Annotated in this window: 1 pseudogene; it reads right to left on the reverse strand. The window is 61.4% G+C overall.

The features are described 5' to 3' along the window. Positions 1-223, reverse strand: a pseudogene (locus tag FNJ47_RS55840) (IS5/IS1182 family transposase); the annotation flags it as partial.

A 223-nucleotide genomic window follows, 5' to 3' on the forward strand; every position in this document is an offset into this window, starting at 1 on the left:
TGACCCGCGGTCAGCGTGAACCGCACCGGACATCCCAAGCCTCGAACGGCCAGATGTATCTTGGTGCTCAGGCCCCCGCGCGAGCGGCCGATCGCCTGATCTTCAGACCCCCTTTTTTGGCGCCGGCGGCGTGCTGATGCGCCCGAACGATGGTGGAATCGACGATCAGATATTCGAAGTCCGGATCATCGGACATCGCCTCAAATATCCGCCACCAAACACC

It is taken from the genome of Bradyrhizobium uaiense (assembly GCF_010811875.1).
Lineage (GTDB): Bacteria > Pseudomonadota > Alphaproteobacteria > Rhizobiales > Xanthobacteraceae > Bradyrhizobium > Bradyrhizobium uaiense.